1 protein-coding gene is annotated in these 252 nt (G+C 67.5%); it reads right to left on the bottom strand.

Features of this window, described 5'->3' with window-relative positions:
- A partial coding sequence (locus P273_RS10115) for a hypothetical protein (RefSeq protein ID WP_172637279.1) occupies positions 1–252 on the bottom strand: 252 nt, incomplete at both ends.

Raw genomic sequence — 252 nt, 5'->3', positions numbered from 1 at the left:
GGACAGCGGCCAGCCGCCGGTCAGCGGCAGGGAGGATGTCGAAGGCCGGAACTCCAGCGCATGCGACACCGGGGCCGACTGGTTCCCTCCCTGGAACCTGCCCTGCGCGTCAGCACCCTCAGCATCATCGGAAAGCACCTGGGCAGAGAACTTACCCTGGTTGATCCCCTCGGGAGGAACCGCCTGCCATGAACCATGGTCACCCACAACCGCATCCGTGCCGCTGCCGCCGGGCCAGGCCACATGCACCAC

Origin of the sequence: Bifidobacterium sp. A11 (genome assembly GCF_000499185.1) — a bacterium.
Classification (GTDB): Bacteria; Actinomycetota; Actinomycetes; order Actinomycetales; family Bifidobacteriaceae; genus Bombiscardovia; species Bombiscardovia mizhiensis.
The sequence above is the reverse complement of the archived record's forward strand: the minus strand, read 5'-3'. Positions and strand labels throughout refer to the sequence as shown.